Here is a 15,859-nt window from a genome sequence, read left to right as displayed (position 1 = left end):
CCAGCGAGGCGACGATTATACCTGAAGAAAGGACTTTAGATGCTCTTAGCGACGGCTCTGTTAATTATTGGTTTATTGCTGGTTGTCTACAGCGCCGATCGTCTGGTCTATGCCGCCTCCATCCTGTGTCGTATGTTGGGGATCCCGCCGCTGATCATCGGCATGACAGTGGTCAGTATCGGCACCAGCCTGCCTGAGATCATGGTCGCCACCGCGGCCTCGCTGCACGGGCAGACCGATCTGGCAGTCGGCACCGCGCTCGGATCTAATATCACCAATATCTTATTGATCCTCGGTCTCGCCGCCTTACTCAGGCCATTTACCGTGCATTCTGATATTCTGCGCCGCGAATTACCGCTAATGTTGCTGGTCAGCGTGCTGGCGGGACTGGTGCTCTACGATGGACAACTGACCCGTCTCGACGGGCTATTTTTACTGGCGTTAGCGCTTCTGTGGCTGCTGTTCACCATCAAAATCGCTCGCCTGGCGGAGCGCCAGGGAAGCGATAGCCTGACCCGCGAACAGCTGGCGGAGCTGCCACGCGAAGGGTCGCTGCCGGTCGCCCTGCTCTGGTTAGGGGTAGCGATGATCGTCATGCCGATGGCGACCCGCATGGTGGTGGATAACAGTACAGTGCTGGCAAACTATTTCGCCATCAGCGAACTGACCGTCGGCCTGACGGTGGTGGCGATAGGCACCAGCCTGCCGGAGCTGGCCACCGCCATCGCCGGGGCGCGGAAAGGGGAAGATGATATTGCCATCGGCAATATCATCGGCGCCAATATCCTTAATATCGCACTGGTGCTGGGTTTACCGGCGCTGATCGCGCCGGGGAGCTTTGCGACCGAAGCCTTCACTCGCGATTATGGCGTGATGCTGCTGGTCAGCCTGATCTTCGCAGTGCTGTGCTGGCGCCGTCAGCAGCAGCCGGGACGACTGGTTGGCGCGCTGCTGGTCGGCGGCTTTGTGGTTTGGTTGGCGATGCTGTTTTGGACAGCACCGCTCTTCGTTGAATGATTCGGGATAACATCATGTCGCAAATAGATTTGCCCACGGATTTTGACTTTCAACAGGCAGGCCGTCAGGTGCTGGAAATTGAACGTGAAGGTCTGGCCCAGCTCGATCAATACATAAATGAAGACTTTACCCATGCCTGCGAAACGATTTTCCGCTGCGGTGGGAAAGTCGTGGTGATGGGGATGGGCAAATCCGGCCACATCGGCCGCAAAATGGCGGCAACCTTCGCCAGTACCGGCACCTCGGCATTTTTTGTCCACCCCGGCGAAGCGGCGCACGGTGATTTAGGTATGGTCACCCCGCAGGATGTGGTAATTGCGTTGTCGAACTCCGGCGAATCGAATGAAATCCTCGCGCTGATCCCGGTCCTCAAGCGCCAGCAGGTGAAGCTTATCTGTATCACCAGCCGGCCGGAGAGCAGCATGGCGCGCGCGGCGGATATCCATCTGTGCGTGAAAGTGCCGAAGGAGGCCTGCCCGTTAGGACTGGCGCCCACGTCGAGCACCACCGCCGCGCTGGTGATGGGTGATGCCCTCGCCGTCGCCCTGCTGGAAGCCCGCGGCTTTACCGCTGAGGATTTCGCCCTGTCGCATCCGGGCGGCGCACTCGGCCGTAAGCTGTTGCTGCGGGTCAATGATATTATGCATACCGGTGATGAAATCCCGCACGTCGGCCTGCAGGCGACCCTGCGCGATGCGCTGCTGGAAATCACGCGTAAAAATTTAGGCATGACCGCTATCTGCGATGACGATATGAACATCATCGGTATCTTTACCGACGGTGACCTGCGCCGGGTCTTCGATACCGGCGTTGATATGCGCGATGCCAGCATTGCCGACGTCATGACCCGGGGAGGTATCCGCATCCGCCCCGGCACTCTGGCGGTGGATGCGTTAAACCTGATGCAATCCCGTCATATCACCTGCGTGCTGGTTGCCGATGGCGACCATCTGCTGGGTGTGGTACATATGCACGATCTGCTGCGCGCGGGCGTAGTGTAAGTAAGGAAAAAATAATGAATAATGCTGATGCTCAGTTAGCGACCTGCTACGGGCCGGTAAGCCAGGCGTTTGTCGATCGCGCGGCGAAGATCCGTCTACTGATCCTTGATGTCGACGGTGTATTATCCGACGGGCTTATCTATATGGGTAATCACGGCGAGGAGCTGAAAGCGTTTAACGTCCGTGATGGCTATGGTATCCGCTGCGCGCTGACCTCGGGTATTGAAGTGGCGATTATTACCGGGCGAAAAGCTAAACTGGTAGAAGATCGCTGTCAGACGCTGGGCATCACGCATTTGTACCAGGGGCAGTCGGACAAGCTGCTGGCGTTCCGCGATCTGACGGACAAACTGCACGTGCGGCCGGAAGAAGTCGCCTACATCGGCGACGATCTTATTGACTGGCCGGTGATGGCCGAAGTGGGCCTTAGCGTCGCCGTCGCCGATGCGCATCCGCTGCTGCTACCGCGGGCGAATTATGTCACGCGAATTAACGGCGGACGCGGCGCGGTACGCGAAGTCTGCGATTTGTTACTATTGGCGCAGGGCAAGTTGGATGAGGCCAAAGGGCAATCAATATGAGTAAAACCAGACGTTGGGTTATCATTTTACTGTCGCTGCTCGCGCTGATCCTTATCGGCCTGAATCTGGCGAATACGGACGACACGGCCCAGCCGGAGGTCAATCCTAACGACCCTACGTATAAAAGCGAACATACCGACACCGTGGTATACAGTCCGGAAGGCGCCCTGAGCTATCGGCTGATTGCCGAGCACGTGGAATATTTTTCCGATCAGGAGGTCTCCTGGTTTACCAAACCGGTGATGACCACCTTTGATACTAACAAGGTGCCTACCTGGTCGGTCAGAGCAGACAAAGCGAAGCTGACGAATGACCGGATGCTCTATCTTTACGGGCACGTTGAGGTGAATGCGCTCGCGCCAGATTCTCAACTGCGCAAAATTACGACGGATAACGCCCAGATAAATCTGGTAACGCAGGACGTTACCTCCGATGACATGGTGACGTTATACGGCACCACATTTAATTCCAGCGGCCTGAAAATGCGTGGAAACCTTCGCAGCAAAAATGCCGAGCTGATTGAAAAGGTGAGAACCTCTTATGAAATTCAGAACAAACAAACTCAGCCTTAAGATTGCGCTCGCCGGCGCGTTACTGGCCGCCAGCCTGCCGGCCCTCGCCAAGACGGGCGATACCGATCAGCCGATCCATATCGAATCCGATCAGCAGTCGCTGGACATGCAGGGCAATGTCGTCACCTTCACCGGTAACGTGGTCGTGACCCAGGGGACGATCAAGATTAACGCTGATAAAGTGGTGGTCACCCGTCCAGGCAACGAGAAAGGCAAAGAGGTGATCGAAGGTTTCGGTAACCCGGCTACTTTCTATCAGATGCAGGATAACGGCAAGCCGGTAAAAGGCCGGGCGTCGAAAATGCGCTACGAGCTGCAGAACGATTACGTCGTGCTGACGGGCAACGCTTATCTGGAACAGCTCGACAGCAACATCAAGGGCGACAAGATCACCTATCTGGTGAAAGATCAAAAAATGCAGGCCTTCAGCGATAAAGGTCGACGCGTCACCACCGTTCTGGTGCCGTCCGAGCTGCAGGATAAAAGCGGCAACCAGCAAAAGAAGAGTAACTAATCCGTTATGGCAACCTTAACTGCGAAGAATCTCGCTAAAGCGTATAAAGGCCGCCGCGTGGTGGAAGATGTCAGTCTCACCGTTAACTCGGGCGAGATTGTCGGCTTGCTCGGCCCGAACGGCGCCGGTAAAACGACCACCTTCTACATGGTGGTCGGGATTGTGCCCCGCGACGCAGGCAATATCATCATCGATGACGAAGACATCAGCCTGCTGCCGCTGCACGCGCGCGCGCGACGGGGCATCGGCTACCTGCCGCAGGAAGCGTCGATTTTCCGTCGCCTCAGCGTCTATGACAACCTGATGGCGGTCCTGCAGATCCGTGACGATCTAACCAGCGAACAACGGGAAGATCGCGCTAAAGAGCTGATGGAAGAGTTTCATATTGAGCACCTGCGCGACAGCCTCGGTCAGGCGCTCTCCGGTGGTGAACGCCGCCGCGTCGAAATCGCCCGCGCGCTGGCGGCGAATCCGAAATTTATTCTTCTGGATGAACCCTTTGCCGGCGTGGATCCGATCTCCGTTATCGATATTAAACGCATCATTGAGCACCTGCGCGACAGCGGTCTCGGCGTTCTGATTACCGACCATAACGTCCGTGAGACCCTCGCGGTCTGCGAACGCGCGTATATTGTCAGTCAGGGACACCTTATCGCTCATGGTACACCGCAGCAGATCCTCGAAGATGAGCAGGTTAAGCGCGTGTATCTTGGGGAAGACTTCAGACTCTGATAGGGTAGAGGTTACAGACGTTTTAGCCGGAGATATTTACCCTGAACATGAAGCAAGGTTTGCAATTAAGGCTTAGCCAACAGCTTGCCATGACGCCGCAGCTGCAGCAGGCGATTCGTTTGCTGCAGTTGTCCACGTTAGAACTCCAGCAAGAGCTCCAGCAAGCGCTGGAAAGTAACCCGTTGCTTGAGCAAACCGATCTTCACGACGAGGTAGAGGCAAAAGAGGTGGAGGACCGCGAGTCCCTCGATACCGTCGATGCGCTTGAGCAAAAAGAGATGCCCGACGAACTGCCTCTCGATGCCAGCTGGGATGAAATCTATACCGCTGGCACGCCGTCGGGTAACGGCGTCGACTATCAGGACGACGAGCTTCCCGTCTATCAAGGCGAGACCACCCAGACGCTGCAGGACTATCTGATGTGGCAGGTTGAGCTGACGCCTTTCACCGACACCGACCGCGCTATTGCCACCTCTATCGTCGACGCCGTCGACGATACGGGCTACCTCACGATTCAGATTGAAGATATTGTCGACAGCATCGGCGATGACGAGATCGGCCTGGAGGAGGTGGAAGCGGTCCTCAAGCGAATCCAGCGTTTTGATCCGGTTGGCGTCGCAGCGAAAGATCTGCGCGACTGCCTGCTGATCCAGCTGTCGCAATTTGCTAAAGAGACGCCGTGGCTGGAAGAGGCGCGGCTGATTATCAGCGACCATCTTGATCTGCTGGCCAACCATGATTTCCGCACTCTAATGCGAGTCACCCGCCTGAAAGAAGAGGTGCTTAAAGAGGCGGTCAACCTGATCCAGTCCCTGGATCCTCGCCCTGGCCAGTCCATTCAGACCAGCGAACCGGAATATGTCATCCCGGATGTGCTGGTGCGCAAGGTGAGCGGCCGCTGGACCGTCGAGCTCAACGCCGACAGCATTCCACGGTTGAAAATAAATCAGCAGTATGCGGCAATGGGCAACAGCGCCCGCAATGACGCCGACGGCCAGTTCATTCGCAGCAATCTGCAGGAAGCCCGCTGGCTGATTAAAAGTCTGGAAAGCCGCAACGATACCCTGCTGCGCGTCAGCCGCTGCATCGTAGAGCAGCAGCAGGCTTTTTTCGAACAGGGTGAAGAGTATATGAAGCCGATGGTGCTGGCCGATATCGCCCAGGCCGTCGAGATGCATGAATCGACGATTTCCCGTGTCACCACGCAAAAATATCTGCACAGTCCGCGCGGTATTTTTGAACTGAAGTATTTCTTCTCCAGCCATGTGAATACCGAAGGCGGAGGCGAAGCCTCGTCGACGGCTATTCGCGCGCTGGTGAAGAAGCTCATCGCCGCGGAAAACCCCGCGAAGCCGTTGAGCGACAGTAAGCTCACCTCCATGCTGTCCGAGCAGGGTATTATGGTGGCGCGCCGCACTGTCGCGAAGTACAGAGAGTCTTTATCCATCCCGCCGTCAAACCAGCGTAAACAACTGGTCTGACATAACCGATAAGGAAGACACTATGCAGCTCAACATTACAGGACACAACGTCGAAATTACGCCTGCGATGCGCGAATTCGTTACGGCGAAGTTCAGCAAGCTGGAGCAATTTTTCGACCGGATCAATCAGGTCTATATTGTGTTAAAAGTAGAGAAAGTGACGCAAATTGCGGACGCGAATCTGCATGTCAACGGTGGCGAAATCCATGCCAGTGCGGAAGGGCAGGATATGTATGCGGCTGTCGATGGTCTTATCGACAAGCTGGCAAGACAGTTAACGAAGCACAAAGATAAACTAAAACAACACTAATTGTCCGGGCCCCCTTGCGCCCGCCGCTGGATATCATCGGCGACGGGCGCGGGGGCGCTCAGGTGAAATTATGATGAACAACGATTCGGCTCTACAACTGAGCAACGTCCTGAACCAGGAATGTACCCGTAGCCAGGTGCACTGCCAGAGCAAGAAGCGTGCTCTGGAAATCATCAGCGAACTGGCCGCCAAACAGTTAAGTTTGCCGCCGCAGGTGGTGTTCGAAGCGATCCTCACCCGCGAAAAAATGGGCAGTACCGGGATCGGCAATGGTATCGCCATTCCCCACGGAAAACTGGAAGAGGATACGCTGCGTGCTGTCGGCGTTTTTGTCCAGCTGGAAACCCCCATCGCCTTCGACGCGATCGACAATCAACCTGTCGACCTGCTGTTCGCGCTGCTGGTGCCGGCCGACCAGACAAAAACTCACCTGCATACGCTCTCCCTGGTGGCCAAACGGCTGGCGGACAAAGCGATTTGTCGTCGCCTGCGCGCGGCGCAGAGCGATGAAGAGTTGTATGAGATCATCACCGAAGCAGGAAGCAGCGATGACGCATAACGGCAGTCGCACCTTATCCTTTATCGTACTGAGGAGAAACGGTACATGGTACTGATGATCGTCAGCGGCCGCTCGGGCTCGGGGAAATCCGTCGCTCTGCGAGCGCTGGAAGATATGGGCTTTTACTGCGTGGATAACCTGCCGGTCGTGCTGCTGCCCGACCTGGCGCGGTCGCTGGCTGACCGTAATATCTCCGCGGCCGTCAGCATCGACGTGCGTAACATGCCGGAATCCCCGGAGATCTTCGAGCAGGCGATGCAGAATCTGCCGGAATGTTTTTCTCCGCAGCTGCTGTTCCTTGATGCCGACCGCAATACCCTGATCCGCCGGTACAGCGACACCCGTCGTCTGCACCCGCTGTCGAGCAAGAATCTGTCGCTGGAAAGCGCCATCGACGAAGAGAGCGATCTGCTGGAGCCCCTACGCTCCCGCGCCGATCTGATCGTCGATACGTCGGAAATGTCGGTGCATGAGCTGGCGGAAATGCTGCGTACCCGACTGCTGGGTAAACGCGAGCGTGAACTGACGATGGTCTTCGAATCCTTCGGCTTCAAGCACGGTATTCCGATCGATGCCGATTACGTCTTTGACGTGCGCTTTCTGCCCAACCCGCACTGGGATCCGAAACTGCGTCCAATGACCGGTCTGGATAAACCAGTGGCCGCCTTCCTCGATCGGCACACTGAAGTGCACAACTTTATTTATCAGACCCGAAGCTATCTTGAGCTATGGTTACCGATGCTGGAGACCAACAATCGCAGCTATCTGACGGTGGCCATTGGCTGTACCGGCGGTAAACATCGTTCGGTTTATATTGCTGAACAACTGGCTGACTACTTCCGCTCGCGCGGCAAGAACGTGCAGTCTCGTCATCGGACGCTGGAAAAACGTAAATCATGACCGTAAAGCAGACCGTTGAAATCACCAATAAGCTGGGCATGCACGCCCGCCCGGCGATGAAGCTGTTCGAACTGATGCAGAATTTCGATGCCGAAGTACTGCTGCGCAACGATGAAGGCACGGAGGCGGAAGCCAACAGCGTGATTGCCCTGCTGATGCTGGACTCGGCGAAAGGGCGACAGATAGAGGTGGAGGCCAGCGGTCCGCAGGAAGTTGAAGCCCTCGCCGCGGTGATTGCCCTGTTTAACGCTGGCTTTGACGAAGACTAAACGTGACGCTTCCCGGCGACGGACGACTGGCGACTGTACCAGCCCCGGCGCCGGAGTAACCTGCTAATAGAGCTTATGCTCGCGCATGAACCCTTCCCCGCCCAGCTGTCGCATCTGGCGTAAGATCCAGGCCTGACGACTGCGCACATAGCCTGACGGCGCATCGGCGCGATAGCGGATCGGGTTCGGCAGCACCGCGGCCAGCAGAGCCGCTTCCCCCGGCGTCAGCTGACTGGCGGGTTTATGAAAATAGCGCTGGGCGGCCGCTTCCACACCAAATATCCCATCGCCGAACTCGGCAATATTCAGGTAGACGGTCAGGATCCGCTTTTTACTCCACACGGTTTCGATCCCGACAGTCAGCCCGGCTTCCAGCCCCTTACGCAGCCAGCTGCGGCCATCCCATAAAAACAGGTTTTTCGCCGTCTGCTGCGACAGCGTTGACGCGCCGCGGATGCGGGTCTCGTGACGTTCATTGTGCGCCAGCGCTTTCTCAATCGCCGACACGTCGAACCCCCAGTGTTCCGGGAACTTCTGATCTTCGGCGGCAATCACCGCCAGCCCCATCCATGGAGAGATCTTATCCATGGCAACCCAGTCGGAATGCGCCAGATAATGGAAATCGCCGGACAGCCAGGCGCTCACCTGCCGCTCAAGCATCACCGCCGAAAACGGCACCGGCAGCACGCTAAACAGCGCGATCCCCCCGCCCCAGAGGACGGCGGCGATCAGCAGCAGACGCAATGCCAGACGTTTTAATAGCGCAAGGGGCGCAACGCGGAGCCTCATGCGCTCAGCGCCAGCACGCGGGCCACCAGCTTCTCAATTCCGGTGGCGGCTTGCGCAATGTCCTCCGCCAGCATATACGCCGGAGTGGTGACCACTTTGTTGTCTTCATCCACCACGATGTCGTCGACCGGGCAAGGCACGTGCTCTGCCCCCATCTCTTCCACCACATCGGCGGTATCAAGATCGGTCCCAATGGTCATCCGCAGCGGAAACGCAAAGATCTTCGGCAGCATCGCCGGGGCAATGCACATAAAGCCCAGCGGCTTGCCGGTCTGATGCATCGCCAGCGCCAGGGCCCGCAGATCGGGATCCACCTGGCATTCGCTGCCCTCGGCGGCGAAGCTGCTTAGATTTTTCGCCGCGCCGAAGCCGCCAGGGACGATCAGCGCGTCCAGCGTCTCCGCACGCGCCTGCGCCAGCGGCAGGATGTCGCCGCGGGCGATACGCGCTGCTTCCACCAGCACATTGCGCTGCTCTGGCATCGCCTCCCCGGTCAGATGGTTGATGACATCGCGCTGCGGTTTATCGGGCGCAAAGCACACTGCCTGCGCGCCGTTGCGCGCGATCGCCAGCAGGGTAATCACCGCCTCATGGATTTCACTGCCGTCGTACACGCCGCAGCCGCCCAGTACCACACCAATTTTTTTCATCGCTTTCGCTCCTCCATGCAACTCGCTGAAACCAGTCAAAAATGTCGATTAACTCGCTATGCTTCACATATTTTACTGATTCATGTAACAAATTAGTTAAGCTTTGCTATCTTAATGAGCGAGCAATCCACTTCTTCGGTTGCGCCACGTAACAACATCACTCAAACAACACTGGCTCAACCACCAGTTCCCTGGTGTTGGCGCAGTATTCGCGCACCCCGGTCTGTCCGGGGTCATTTTTTGCTGGCTTTCGCCACCCACGCCTTCAGTACCGCTACATCGTTTTGCCACTCGGATTTCATCTCTTCAACCCATTCAGCGACATTATCAGACCAGGCAGGCAGATCCGGAGTCTGGATCTGCTGGCCCAGCTGCTGGATGTGGCGCAGTCCGATAGAACCGGCCGCCCCTTTGATCTTATGTCCCTCTTCGACAATCCCTTTTTGGTCGCGGGCGGTCAGATTAGACTCCAGAACGGACATGTAGCCCGGCATCATCTTCTCAAACACCGCGAGACCATCGTTGATAAGCTTCGGTCCCACCAGCTCGATATATTGCTCCAGCATATCGGTATCCAGCACCGCGTCGGCTTTATGCAGATCGGCCGCCGGCGCTTCCTGCGCTTCCTCATCCGGTGCATCCCAGAATTTCTTGATCATGGCCGTCAGCGCTGGCACCGATAGCGGCTTACTCAACACATCGTCCATTCCGGCGTCGAGATACTCTTTCTTATTCTTCAGCACGTTGGCGGTCAGGGCGACCAGCGGCGGTAGCTCGTCAGCGGCAAAGCGCTGTTTCAGTTCCCGGGAAATATCCAGTCCGGTCATGTCCGGTAACTGAATATCCAACAGCACAAGGTCATATTCGCCTGGCTCAAACATCTCCAGCGCGGCTTTCCCGGTCATCGCCACATCAACGCTGTTACCCAGTTTTTCCAGCACTGAACGGGCCACAATAACGTTGAGCTCAATGTCCTCAACCAGCAGCACGTTGAGCGCCGGTAATGGCATGTCGTCTTCCGCCAGCGTATCTTCCACTTCTTCCGCAATGGCTGGCGCATGGACGGTAAGCGTAAAGGTCGCCCCTTTACCCGGCTGGCTGGTAACGCTGATATCACCGCCCATATTACGCGCCAGGCGACGCGAGACGGCGAGACCAATCCCGGTTCCGGTGGCCGGTTTGCCGCCGTGGCTGTCTTTGACCTGGTAATACATGGCGAAAATTTTGTCCTGTTCCGCTTCAGGAATACCAATTCCGGAGTCTTCCACTTCGAAGTGCAGGATATCGCCTTCGTCATAGCGCACGCGGACGTTTACCCCTCCGCCCTGCGGGGTAAACTTCACGGCGTTACTGATAAGATTCCACAGGATCTGCCGCAGGCGGGTCCCATCCGTGATTACCTTATGCGGCAGCGGCAGGCTCGGCTCCAGCACAAAGCGCAGCCCCTTCTGCTGTGCCTGCAGGCCGGATAGGTTTTCAAGGTCGGCAAGGAAGCTGGTGAAGTCCACCGGCTGGTTATCGAGCTGCACCTTGCGGCGCTCCATTTTGTCCATGTCGATAATATCATTGAAGATATTCCCCAGCGTCACCGCCGATACATGGATAGTTTTCAGGTATTTTTCCTGTTCGCTGGTCAGTTCGGTATCCAGCAAAATTCGGCTCAGCCCGACGATCCCGTTTAGCGGGGTACGCAGCTCATGACTGATGGTGGAAATAAAGGTGGTTTTATCCCGGCTGGCGCGCTCAAGAGCGTCCTGATAGCGTTTACGTTCGGTGATATCGCGGCCGAAGCCCATCAGGCCGCGACGCTTACCGACGCGATCGTAGTAGGGGACCTTGCGGATTTCAAAGCACGCTTTGCGGCCATCGGGATAGTCCAGCCACTGCTCATAGGTCAGCGATACATTATGGCGGAACACCTTCTCGTCGGTCTCCAGTACCTTTTCCGCCGCCTCTTCGCTATAGACGTCCTGCGGTTTGAGGTGGATCAGCTGTTTCTCGCTTTTGCCGGTCAGCAGCTCCATCGCCCGGTTACAGCCTGAAAACTCCTTATCCTCATTGCGATAGAAGACCAGGTCCGGGGAAGCATCAAGGAAAGAGCGCAGAAAGGAGGATTGCTGTTCGAGCTGGATCTGTGTCTCTTCACGCTCTTTCATCTCAATCTTCAACTGCTCGAGGGTGGTCTCGCGCTCGGCTTCCGCTTTTTCACGTTCGCCAATCTCCTGATTCAACTGCGCGATGTTATCTTTCAGTTGGACGTTCAGCTTTAGATCGCGCTCACGCATCTCCTCCAGCTTGTCCACCAGCCGCGAAAGACGCTGACGGGACTCTTCGAGCTGCTCCACCACCACCGAGAGAAAGTAGACCGCCCAAGGCGTGATCAGCAGGCCAAAGAAGATAGAGCGGATAACGTCGATACTTTCAACCTGGCCATGCAGCACCATGGTAACCGCCATCTGTACCACGATGGCCAGCACCACCAGCGCAAGAGCCAACAGCATCGAAAAGCGGACCAGACCCAGCTTCATCATCAGGTCGACATAATACTGCGCCAGCATACGAATTTGCTTCATAGGGGATTCCTTCACGACAACTCCGCACAATAATACTCAATTCTGAGCAATGCGCTGTAAGTTGTGCAAAAAATGCGGGCAGGAGTCGATACGGCGGCCGGCCGCAGAGGCGAACCAGCCGCAAAAGAGGGGGATCAGAAGAGGGATTAACGCTTGCTTAACGCCTCCCAGAGTCCTTTCAGGTAGGTCACGCCGAGGGCGCGGTCGAACAGGCCATAGCCCGGCCGTCCGGTCTCTCCCCAGATAAAGCGACCATGATCCGGGCGAATATAGCCGTCGAATCCGTTGTCATACAGCGCTTGCATCACTTTGTACATATCCAGGGAGCCGTACTCTGACGGATGGGCGCACTCGTAAAAGTCTTTATCCTGCATCAGCTTTATATTGCGGACGTGGGCAAAATGAATTCGCTTACGCCGCGTAAATTCGGCCAGGATGGCGTACACGTCATTATCAGGATCTTCGGCAATCGAGCCGGTGCAGAGCGTAATGCCGTTGGCGGGTGAATCGACGGCCCGGCAGATCCAGTCCAGATCGTCGCGGTTTTTGACCACCCGCGGCAGGCCAAAAATGGAGTACGGCGGGTCGTCCGGGTGGATCGCCATTTTCACCCCAACCTCTTCGCAAACCGGGATCACCGCCTGCAGAAAATAAACCAGGTTCTCCCGCAGCTTCTGATCATCCACCGCGCTATATTTGGCAAACAGGGTCTGCACCTCCGCCAGCCGTTCCGGCTCCCAGCCCGGCAAGGCGAAGCCGTTTGAATTCTCAAGCACCTCCTTCACCACGTCTTCCAGCCGCTTATCGATATCTTTCTTCTCAAACGCCATCGTCAGCGAGCCATCCGGCAGGACGTAGTTCATATCCGTCTTCATCCAGTCGAAAACCGGCATGAAGTTATAGCAGATGACTTTAACGCCAAAGCGGGCAAGGTTGCGGATGGTCTGCTGGTAGTTGGCAATATAGCGGTCACGGGTAGGTAGGCCGATTTTGATGTCGTCATGGATGTTGACGCTCTCTATCACCTCCATTTTCAGGCCTGCGGCATGGGCCTGACCGACCAGACGCTCAATTTTATCCACCGGCCATACTTCGCCCACCGCGACGTCGTAGAGCGCGCCGACCACCCCCTCAACGCCAGGCACCTGGCGAATATGTTCTAATGAAATCTTGTCTTCCTCTGGTCCAAACCAGCGCATTGTCATCTGCATTGTCTTCACCTGCTCAACTTAGTTTAATTTACCCTACTACCATACCAGTAATCATAGATGATTGAGCGTTGGCTGTCGTGATAGCGATCACATTCCTGCCGACCGGCTCGCCAGCGGTGAATGCGTCGGTGCATTCATAATTTTTTTCAATTTATTTCAATAGATTAATCATGCCATGGCTTTTTCTGCCGAGCTTTCTCAAATGTGATCCAGGCCTGATTATGATCTTTTGCATACTTGTATGGTAATAAAAGTAGCGTAATTTGTTCAGAAAAAAGACAATGGAAGGAATCAAAATGAGAAGCGTCGTCGTCAAAGAGCCAGGCCAACTGAACATTGAATCACGTCCGGTTCCAGTTCCGGGCGCCCATGAAGTACGGGTGAAAATTGCTTTTGCCGGGATCTGTGGTTCCGATGTACACATCTATCACGGCCACAACCCTTTCGCGAAATATCCCCGCGTCATCGGCCATGAATTCTATGGCATCATCGACGCCGTCGGCGAGCAGGTATCTCCGGCACGCATCGGCGAGCGTGTCGCGGTGGACCCCGTTGTCAGCTGCGGCCATTGTTATCCTTGCTCGGTAGGAAGGCCGAATGTCTGTACGCAGCTCCAGGTCATAGGAGTTCACCGCGACGGGGGATTTAGCGACTATGCCTGCGTGCCGGCGAAAAATGCCTGGCGCATCCCCGAGGCTATCAGCGACCGTCAGGCAACGATGGTTGAGCCTTTTACCATCGCGGCAAATATTACCGCCCAGCTGCAGCCCACGGCGCAAGATATTGCCCTGGTTTACGGCGCTGGCCCGATGGGGCTGACAATCATTCAGGCGCTAAAGGGGGTATATGGCGTTAAGCAGGTGATCGTCGTGGATCGCATTGCCGAACGTCTGCAGATGGCCCGGGAAAACGGCGCCGATCTGACGCTCGATAACACTGACCAGCCGCTCGCGGAACAGCTGGCGCAGCGGCAGCTTGCCCCCACGCTGGTCATTGATGCCGCCTGCCACCCGGCGATCCTGCAGGAAGCCATTCTCCTCGCCTCCCCCGCCGCCCGCATCGGTATACTCGGTTTCTCCGGCGAGGCCTCGACCCTCACTCAGCAAAGCATCACCAGTAAAGAAATTTCTATTTTCTCCTCCCGGCTGAACAGCGGGCGTTTTCCGCTGGTCATCGACTGGATGGAGAAAGGCCTTATTCGTCCGGAGGCGTTAATCACCCATTGTATGCCGCTGGAGCAGGTGAAAGAGGCCATGGAGATTTTTGCTAACGACCGTAAGACCTGCTGCAAAGTGCTGCTGCAGCTGGGTTAAACCGGCATCGTATAGAATAACGGCCGACGGATATCTGCATATCCGCCGCGCCTGATATAAATAATATAATGAGCATGGTGTTATCATGGGAAAAAATATCCGCTGGATTATCGTCCTGTTATTATTTTTAGTATATATGATAAATTATCTGGACCGGGTGGCATTATCCATCACGGTCCCGATGATTGAAAAGGACCTTGCACTTAACGCTGAACAATTCGGCATTATTTTCGGCAGCTTTTTCTTCGGCTACGCGGTATTTAATTTTATTGGCGGTTTGGCCGTGGATAAGTTTGGCGCAACGCTGGTAATGGGCCTGGCGGTCGGTCTGTGGTCGCTGTTTTGCGGCTTAACCGCGGTAGCCACCGGCTTTTATTCCATGCTGGTGCTGCGGGTGCTTTTCGGGATGGCGGAAGGCCCGATCTGCGCATCGGCGAACAAGATGATCAACGGCTGGTTTCCTAAAAAGCAAGCGGCTACCGCCGTCGGCTTTCTCAGCGCAGGCTCTCCGCTGGGCGGCGCGGTCGCCGGCCCCATCGTCGGTTACCTGGCCCTGGCATTCGGCTGGCGCCCGGCTTTTATGATTATTTTCGCTATCGGTATTGTATGGATGATAGCGTGGTTTTTCATTGCCGCTAATTCGCCCGAAAAGCACAAAAAAGTCAGCCAGGAAGAACTTAAGCTGATTAATAAAATGAAAGAAGAAGAAGTCGCGCTGGAAACAATAGAAAATCAAACAGCTCACTCGCTGGGTTATTATTTGAAACAGCCAATTATTCTGGTAACGGCCTTTGCCTTCTTCTGCTACAACTATATTCTGTTTTTCTTTCTCAGCTGGTTCCCGTCCTATCTGGTACAACAGCACCATCTGGATATTAAACAGATGAGCCTTACCACTATGATCCCATGGATAGTCGGCTTTGTCGGTCTGGCGCTTGGGGGCTATATTTCCGATAAAATTTTTAAACTCACCGGGCGCCTGCTGCTGTCGCGCAAAATTGTGCTGGTGGTATGCCTGCTGATGGCCGCTATCTGCGTGGGACTGGCGGGTACCGTCAGCAGCGTCGTGCCTGCCGTTCTGCTGATGTCGGTCTCCATCTTTTTCCTCTATGTAACCGGGGCGATCTACTGGGCGATTATCCAGGACGTGGTGCATAAATCCCGCGTCGGCGGCGCCAGCGGCTTTATCCATCTTATCGGCAGCGTCTCCGGCATCGTGGGGCCGATTGTTACCGGCTATATCGTGCAGTCTACTGGTAAATTTGACAGCGCTTTCGTTCTCGCCGGCACTATCGCCGCGCTTGGCGCCCTGCTGGTGCTGTTCGTGATCAAAACTCCGCGTGTGACGATGAAAGCCAGCCAGGCATAAATGGCAGGAGCGCGATGT

The 15,859-nt window shown here is 55.9% G+C and carries 17 protein-coding genes; 13 read left to right on the top strand and 4 right to left on the bottom strand.

All coding sequences use genetic code 11. The annotated features are described in order from the left end of the window. Window positions 1-39 precede the first annotated feature (39 nt). From KHQ26_RS13750 to npr, 11 genes are all read left to right on the top strand, one after another. The gene (locus KHQ26_RS13750) at window positions 40-1,017 is read left to right on the top strand and encodes a calcium/sodium antiporter (protein WP_002918397.1); all 978 of its coding nucleotides are present in this window, start codon (window positions 40-42) and stop codon (window positions 1,015-1,017) included. Beyond that, window positions 1,014-2,018, top strand: a complete 1,005-nt coding sequence (gene kdsD / locus KHQ26_RS13745; RefSeq protein ID WP_004144922.1) for an arabinose-5-phosphate isomerase KdsD — start codon at window positions 1,014-1,016, stop codon at window positions 2,016-2,018. The genes KHQ26_RS13750 and kdsD overlap by 4 nt, the downstream gene beginning before the upstream one ends. Window positions 2,019-2,032: 14 nt before the next feature. Beyond that, the gene (gene kdsC, locus KHQ26_RS13740) at window positions 2,033-2,599 is read left to right on the top strand and encodes a 3-deoxy-manno-octulosonate-8-phosphatase KdsC (protein WP_002918405.1); all 567 of its coding nucleotides are present in this window, start codon (window positions 2,033-2,035) and stop codon (window positions 2,597-2,599) included. Next, a complete protein-coding gene (gene lptC, locus KHQ26_RS13735) occupies window positions 2,596-3,171 on the top strand; it encodes an LPS export ABC transporter periplasmic protein LptC (protein WP_002918413.1) in 576 nt (191 codons plus the stop codon). Before kdsC ends, lptC begins: the two co-directional genes overlap by 4 nt. Then, window positions 3,140-3,685, top strand: a complete 546-nt coding sequence (lptA, locus tag KHQ26_RS13730; RefSeq protein ID WP_020804352.1) for a lipopolysaccharide ABC transporter substrate-binding protein LptA — start codon at window positions 3,140-3,142, stop codon at window positions 3,683-3,685. Before lptC ends, lptA begins: the two co-directional genes overlap by 32 nt. Window positions 3,686-3,691: 6 nt before the next feature. Next, window positions 3,692-4,417 carry an LPS export ABC transporter ATP-binding protein gene (gene lptB / locus KHQ26_RS13725; protein ID WP_002918417.1) on the top strand — a complete coding sequence of 242 codons (726 nt, stop codon included), beginning with the start codon at window positions 3,692-3,694 and terminating at the stop codon, window positions 4,415-4,417. 47 nt (window positions 4,418-4,464) lie between these two features. Next, a complete protein-coding gene (gene rpoN / locus KHQ26_RS13720; RefSeq protein WP_002918420.1) occupies window positions 4,465-5,898 on the top strand; it encodes an RNA polymerase factor sigma-54 in 1,434 nt (477 codons plus the stop codon). A gap of 22 nt (window positions 5,899-5,920) precedes the next feature. Next, on the top strand, window positions 5,921-6,208 hold the full coding sequence (hpf, locus tag KHQ26_RS13715; RefSeq protein ID WP_002918423.1) for a ribosome hibernation promoting factor: 288 nt from the start codon (window positions 5,921-5,923) through the stop codon (window positions 6,206-6,208). Window positions 6,209-6,278: 70 nt separating this feature from the next. Further along, a complete protein-coding gene (ptsN, locus tag KHQ26_RS13710) occupies window positions 6,279-6,767 on the top strand; it encodes a PTS IIA-like nitrogen regulatory protein PtsN (protein ID WP_004144926.1) in 489 nt (162 codons plus the stop codon). 45 nt (window positions 6,768-6,812) lie between these two features. After that, window positions 6,813-7,667, top strand: coding sequence for an RNase adapter RapZ (gene rapZ / locus KHQ26_RS13705; protein WP_002918428.1), 855 nt, complete (start codon window positions 6,813-6,815; stop codon window positions 7,665-7,667). After that, window positions 7,664-7,936, top strand: a complete 273-nt coding sequence (npr, locus tag KHQ26_RS13700) for a PTS phosphocarrier protein NPr (RefSeq protein WP_002918431.1) — start codon at window positions 7,664-7,666, stop codon at window positions 7,934-7,936. Before rapZ ends, npr begins: the two co-directional genes overlap by 4 nt. 63 nt (window positions 7,937-7,999) lie before the next feature. Here npr and mtgA read toward each other — a convergent pair whose 3' ends face one another. From mtgA to uxuA, 4 genes are all read right to left on the bottom strand, one after another. Further along, complete coding sequence (gene mtgA / locus KHQ26_RS13695) at window positions 8,000-8,725, bottom strand: monofunctional biosynthetic peptidoglycan transglycosylase (RefSeq protein WP_004211950.1); 726 nt, start codon at window positions 8,723-8,725, stop codon at window positions 8,000-8,002. Then, the gene (gene elbB / locus KHQ26_RS13690) at window positions 8,722-9,375 is read right to left on the bottom strand and encodes an isoprenoid biosynthesis glyoxalase ElbB (protein ID WP_004889584.1); all 654 of its coding nucleotides are present in this window, start codon (window positions 9,373-9,375) and stop codon (window positions 8,722-8,724) included. The genes mtgA and elbB overlap by 4 nt, the downstream gene beginning before the upstream one ends. A gap of 233 nt (window positions 9,376-9,608) precedes the next feature. Beyond that, window positions 9,609-11,948, bottom strand: a complete 2,340-nt coding sequence (gene arcB, locus KHQ26_RS13685) for an aerobic respiration two-component sensor histidine kinase ArcB (protein ID WP_002918444.1) — start codon at window positions 11,946-11,948, stop codon at window positions 9,609-9,611. 146 nt (window positions 11,949-12,094) lie between these two features. Then, window positions 12,095-13,159, bottom strand: a complete 1,065-nt coding sequence (gene uxuA, locus KHQ26_RS13680; RefSeq protein ID WP_004174133.1) for a mannonate dehydratase — start codon at window positions 13,157-13,159, stop codon at window positions 12,095-12,097. A 296-nt stretch (window positions 13,160-13,455) separates the two neighbouring features. Between uxuA and KHQ26_RS13675 the strand changes: the two genes are divergently transcribed. Then, complete coding sequence (locus KHQ26_RS13675) at window positions 13,456-14,472, top strand: Zn-dependent oxidoreductase (RefSeq protein ID WP_002918451.1); 1,017 nt, start codon at window positions 13,456-13,458, stop codon at window positions 14,470-14,472. An 85-nt stretch (window positions 14,473-14,557) separates the two neighbouring features. After that, window positions 14,558-15,841 carry an MFS transporter gene (locus tag KHQ26_RS13670; RefSeq protein WP_002918453.1) on the top strand — a complete coding sequence of 428 codons (1,284 nt, stop codon included), beginning with the start codon at window positions 14,558-14,560 and terminating at the stop codon, window positions 15,839-15,841. Window positions 15,842-15,859: the final 18 nt, after the last annotated feature.

The sequence above is a fragment of the Klebsiella sp. 10 genome, assembly GCF_018223925.1.
GTDB lineage: Bacteria > Pseudomonadota > Gammaproteobacteria > Enterobacterales > Enterobacteriaceae > Klebsiella > Klebsiella pneumoniae.
Note: the sequence above shows the minus strand (reverse complement) of the source record. Positions and strands in the feature narration are given on the sequence as shown.

What these genes read in the sequence shown, in the direction of transcription:
- rapZ (WP_002918428.1), top strand. Translation starts at nt 6,813, where the DNA reads ATGGTACTGATGATCGTCAGCGGCCGCTCGGGCTCGGGGAAATCCGTC.
- KHQ26_RS13750 (WP_002918397.1), top strand. Translation starts at nt 40, where the DNA reads ATGCTCTTAGCGACGGCTCTGTTAATTATTGGTTTATTGCTGGTTGTC.
- KHQ26_RS13675 (WP_002918451.1), top strand. Translation starts at nt 13,456, where the DNA reads ATGAGAAGCGTCGTCGTCAAAGAGCCAGGCCAACTGAACATTGAATCA.
- rpoN (WP_002918420.1), top strand. Translation starts at nt 4,465, where the DNA reads ATGAAGCAAGGTTTGCAATTAAGGCTTAGCCAACAGCTTGCCATGACG.
- elbB (WP_004889584.1), bottom strand. Translation starts at nt 9,375, where the DNA reads ATGAAAAAAATTGGTGTGGTACTGGGCGGCTGCGGCGTGTACGACGGC.
- npr (WP_002918431.1), top strand. Translation starts at nt 7,664, where the DNA reads ATGACCGTAAAGCAGACCGTTGAAATCACCAATAAGCTGGGCATGCAC.
- lptC (WP_002918413.1), top strand. Translation starts at nt 2,596, where the DNA reads ATGAGTAAAACCAGACGTTGGGTTATCATTTTACTGTCGCTGCTCGCG.
- ptsN (WP_004144926.1), top strand. Translation starts at nt 6,279, where the DNA reads ATGATGAACAACGATTCGGCTCTACAACTGAGCAACGTCCTGAACCAG.
- hpf (WP_002918423.1), top strand. Translation starts at nt 5,921, where the DNA reads ATGCAGCTCAACATTACAGGACACAACGTCGAAATTACGCCTGCGATG.
- KHQ26_RS13670 (WP_002918453.1), top strand. Translation starts at nt 14,558, where the DNA reads ATGGGAAAAAATATCCGCTGGATTATCGTCCTGTTATTATTTTTAGTA.
- lptB (WP_002918417.1), top strand. Translation starts at nt 3,692, where the DNA reads ATGGCAACCTTAACTGCGAAGAATCTCGCTAAAGCGTATAAAGGCCGC.
- mtgA (WP_004211950.1), bottom strand. Translation starts at nt 8,725, where the DNA reads ATGAGGCTCCGCGTTGCGCCCCTTGCGCTATTAAAACGTCTGGCATTG.
- kdsD (WP_004144922.1), top strand. Translation starts at nt 1,014, where the DNA reads ATGATTCGGGATAACATCATGTCGCAAATAGATTTGCCCACGGATTTT.
- lptA (WP_020804352.1), top strand. Translation starts at nt 3,140, where the DNA reads ATGAAATTCAGAACAAACAAACTCAGCCTTAAGATTGCGCTCGCCGGC.
- kdsC (WP_002918405.1), top strand. Translation starts at nt 2,033, where the DNA reads ATGAATAATGCTGATGCTCAGTTAGCGACCTGCTACGGGCCGGTAAGC.
- arcB (WP_002918444.1), bottom strand. Translation starts at nt 11,948, where the DNA reads ATGAAGCAAATTCGTATGCTGGCGCAGTATTATGTCGACCTGATGATG.
- uxuA (WP_004174133.1), bottom strand. Translation starts at nt 13,159, where the DNA reads ATGCAGATGACAATGCGCTGGTTTGGACCAGAGGAAGACAAGATTTCA.